Annotated in this window: 4 protein-coding genes and 1 pseudogene; all 5 read left to right on the forward strand. The window is 62.6% G+C overall.

The annotated features are described in order from the left end of the window. Positions 1-253 precede the first annotated feature (253 nt). On the forward strand, positions 254-643 hold the full coding sequence (locus QZY07_RS01550; RefSeq protein WP_295399301.1) for a DUF4845 domain-containing protein: 390 nt from the start codon (positions 254-256) through the stop codon (positions 641-643). An 18-nt stretch (positions 644-661) separates the two neighbouring features. Beyond that, positions 662-2,191, forward strand: coding sequence for a DUF4139 domain-containing protein (locus QZY07_RS01555; RefSeq protein WP_295399303.1), 1,530 nt, complete (start codon positions 662-664; stop codon positions 2,189-2,191). A gap of 24 nt (positions 2,192-2,215) precedes the next feature. Then, on the forward strand, positions 2,216-2,542 hold the full coding sequence (locus QZY07_RS01560; protein ID WP_295399305.1) for a hypothetical protein: 327 nt from the start codon (positions 2,216-2,218) through the stop codon (positions 2,540-2,542). A gap of 29 nt (positions 2,543-2,571) precedes the next feature. Then, positions 2,572-3,318 (forward strand): hypothetical protein, encoded by a 747-nt coding sequence (locus QZY07_RS01565; protein ID WP_295399307.1) that lies wholly within the window; start codon positions 2,572-2,574, stop codon positions 3,316-3,318. A 110-nt stretch (positions 3,319-3,428) separates the two neighbouring features. After that, a pseudogene (locus QZY07_RS01570) lies at positions 3,429-3,611 on the forward strand (hypothetical protein); the annotation flags it as partial.

Genomic DNA, 3,611 nt, shown 5'->3' on the forward strand with positions numbered 1-3,611 from the left:
GCGCGAAGGTCATGATGAGAACGTTTTTCATTTGGCTGCGCACACCGCGCCCCAACCCGAACTGACTCAAGAAAAACGCCTCGCCGGAGCGATCAATCACCCCCGACTGCGGTCAAATTCGGAGTTTTCGGTCAGGCACTATTTAGGCTTGCGCGAATCGCGCGTGCGTCAAGGCACCTGGGACGTGGCCATCGTGGGATTTCCCAATGGCAAGCCCTCCTTCTGAGCGATCCATCTGGACAGGAAAGACCTTATGCGACACCTCGACACGCGGCGCTGGCAACAGCGCGGCATGGGACTGATGGGCCTCTTGGTCACGATCAACCTGGTCGCGTTTTTTTTGACGCTGCTGCTGAAACTGGGGCCGCTCTATGTCCAGTTCTGGACCGTGCGCTCGATCATGCACGACGTGGCCGCGTCGTCCGCGACCCTTCCGTCCGGGCCGCGTGGACTCCACGAGTCGCTCGCCAAGCGCCTGAACATCAACAGCATCACGGGGATCGATGCGAAGAATTTCAAGATCGCAAAACAGGACAAGGCGACCTATCGGATCGATTTCGCGAGCGAACGGCGCGTCCATCTCTTTTACAACATCGATGCGGTCGTGGTCCTCACGCACCACGTCATTGCCAAAACTCACTAAGACAGGAAAGCCCGCGCCATGCACAGAACACCCGACATTCGCCCGATCCCGCAACGCGGCGCGGCCCATTGGCGGTTCATTGCGGCGACCAGTCTCGCGCTCTGTTCCTCGGCGGGAATGGGAATGGGGATGGCGATGGCGACGGCGACGGCGACGGCGACGGCGACGGCGACGGCGACGGCGACCGAACAACGCATCGACGACACGGCGCAACAAGCCCTGGCCATCACCATCTACAACGACAATCTCGCGCTCGTCAAAGACCAGCGCCAAGTCGCGTTGGAACAGGGCGAGAACCGGCTTGCCTGGCGCAATGTCTCGGTCAAGATTCGTCCCGAAACGGCGCTGCTGAAGGCGGTCTCAGGGCCGTTCGACCTCACGCGGCTGGAACAGAATTTTGACTTCGATCTGCTCACGCCCACCAGTCTGCTGAAAAAATACGTCGGGCGCGCGGTCCAGGTCATCCGCGCCAACGACGCCGGCGAGCGTACCGCCGAGACGGCGACAGTGCTGGCCGTCAATGAGGGCCTGGTGCTGCGCTATGCCGACCGCATCGAAACGGCGGTGGTTGGCCATCTTGCCTTCCCCGATGTCCCTGAGACGCTGCGCGACCAACCGACGCTGGTGCTGCATCTGGAGAGCGGGCAGTCCGGCACGGGCAACCTCGAACTCGCCTATCTGACCGGCGGTCTGTCCTGGAAGGCGGATTATGTGGCCGATCTCGCCCCGGACGGCCAGACCATGGATCTCAACGGCTGGGTAACGCTGACCAACGCCAGCGGGATCGCCTATCGGAAGGCGCAGGTCCAATTGGTGGCGGGCGCGGTGAATCAGGTGGCGCAGGGCAGGCCATCGGCGTTCAGGGAAGATCGCAACCTGATGGCGATAGCGCGTGAAGCGCCCATGCCGGCGGAGGAAAGCCTGGCCGAATACCATCTCTATACCCTGCCTCGTCGGACCGACATCCTCCATCAGCAAACCAAGCAGGTGGCGCTGCTGTCCGCGTCCAAGGTGCCCTTCGTCCGAGAGCTGATCGTCAGGGGACAACCCGACGCCTATCAAACGCAGACCGGTGACGGCTGGACCAAGCTGCCGGTCGCGTCCACGCTGACGTTCGTCAACCGGGATGGTCATCTGGGGATTCCGCTGCCCAAGGGGGTGATCCGGGTCTACTCGAAAGACCGTCGCGACAACGCCCAGTTCATCGGCGAGGACGCCATCGAGCACACCCCGAAAAACGAGACGGTGGTTCTCAAACTCGGGGAAAGTTTCGATGTCACCGCGCGCCGCAAACAGACCGACTTCAAAAAGCTCGGTCGCTCCGGAGCCTACGCTTTCGCCTTTGAGGCCGCCTTTGAAATGGTGCTCAAGAACGCCAAGGCCGAGGCGGTCACGGTCAAGGTGCTGGAAACCATCCCTGGCGACTGGGAGATCGACCAAGAGTCGCTGCCGCATACCAAGGAAACGTCGAACCTCGCCGCTTGGCAGGTCCGCCTTCCGGCGGAAGGATCGGCGACCCTAACCTGGCGGACGCGGATTCGCCATTAAATCCACTCAACCTGAGCGCATTCAATGCCACCAAAAGACGCCTTATTCGACACGGAACAGGAGCGACTGACGCGCGCCCAGCGGCTGCTGCCGACCTGGTTCGTGTCGCGCATGATGACGGACGTGTGGCCGTTCGGCTTGCTGTTGAGCGACGGGACGCTGATGTGTATCGAACAGATCCGCGATGTTCGCCTGGGGGCTGATGGCGTCTATCTCGACGTGATTCTGATGGACGCGCCGCCTCCGCAAGCGCCCAGCCGATTTCGCTGGTTGTGGGCACCGACCACGCGTACCCGCGCCACGCTGGCGAATCGTTATGTCATGGCGGCCTTCGAGTTGGCGGACCGCTGATGCGAAAAAATCCGAACCGAGACTCCATCTTGCGCACGCATGACCGAACCCGCCGCGCGGCCTTTGACGCCGCCTGCGCGCTGGCGGCCCTGGGTCAGCCGATTCATCTGCGCGCGTTGGTCGAGCGGTTAGCGTCGCGCAGCGATCCGGTCGCCATCCAGCACGGTCTCAACGACTGGCTGGACGCCAATGCGCATCGCGGACCGTGCGGACCGGCACCGACCGGAAAGACTTCGTGGGTGTCGCCTGGCGAACCGACAGACCCCGCCATCCATGCCGACGCACTGCTCCAGGATGCCGACGCCCGCCTGTGGGTGCTCCAACTCCAACTTCGGCGGTTGCAAAACCATCGGCAGCAGATGGGCATTCGCCATCCGTCCGAGTCGGATTGCCAGCCTTGGTTGGCGCCATTGCAGGATGCCTTGCAGGAGTCGCTTCAGCGCGAAATCGCGCTCATCGAAGGACTGGAAGCGGTGTTGGCGGGATTAAAAGACGAACTGGCGAAGGATCTTCGGCGACATCGGGCGCTGTCTCGAACGGTCCTTGACCGCGCCGATTCAGCGCCCGATCGCCTCGCGGCGTCCGCGCCGGAGCGACGCGGATCCGAGGAATCGTTAGCCGATCAGGTTGTGCGAGATCGCGAGGTTCAGCGTGCGGACCATGGACCCCAGCAGACCGGCATCGGCGGCCACGGACAGCATCAGCAGCAGGCCCAGCGAAACGCTGTTTTGCGTGTTCACGAGCGTCATCACGACATCCCCAAAAGCCAAGATTGATGAATCCATCGTCGGCATCTCGCGCCGAGGGAACGGTGATCGATCCAGCAAATCCCACGCGCCTATCGCGGTTTTCGTTCCCGGTTGCCAACGAGGTCACACCCATCGCGATGTCCACTCAACCGCCGACCTTCGAGAATCGTCGCACCCAAACGCGCCGACCGCTTCAGACGCTGACCAAGATCGTGTTTCCGAACGACGAGAGACCGCCCGTCATCGGGTTCAATCGCGATCTGTCCTGGGGTGGCGCGTGCCTCATCGTTCCCGACGCTCTGCCGCCAGCGGCGACGACA

Source organism: uncultured Thiocystis sp. (assembly GCF_903866365.1).
Classification (GTDB): domain Bacteria; phylum Pseudomonadota; class Gammaproteobacteria; order Chromatiales; family Chromatiaceae; genus Chromatium.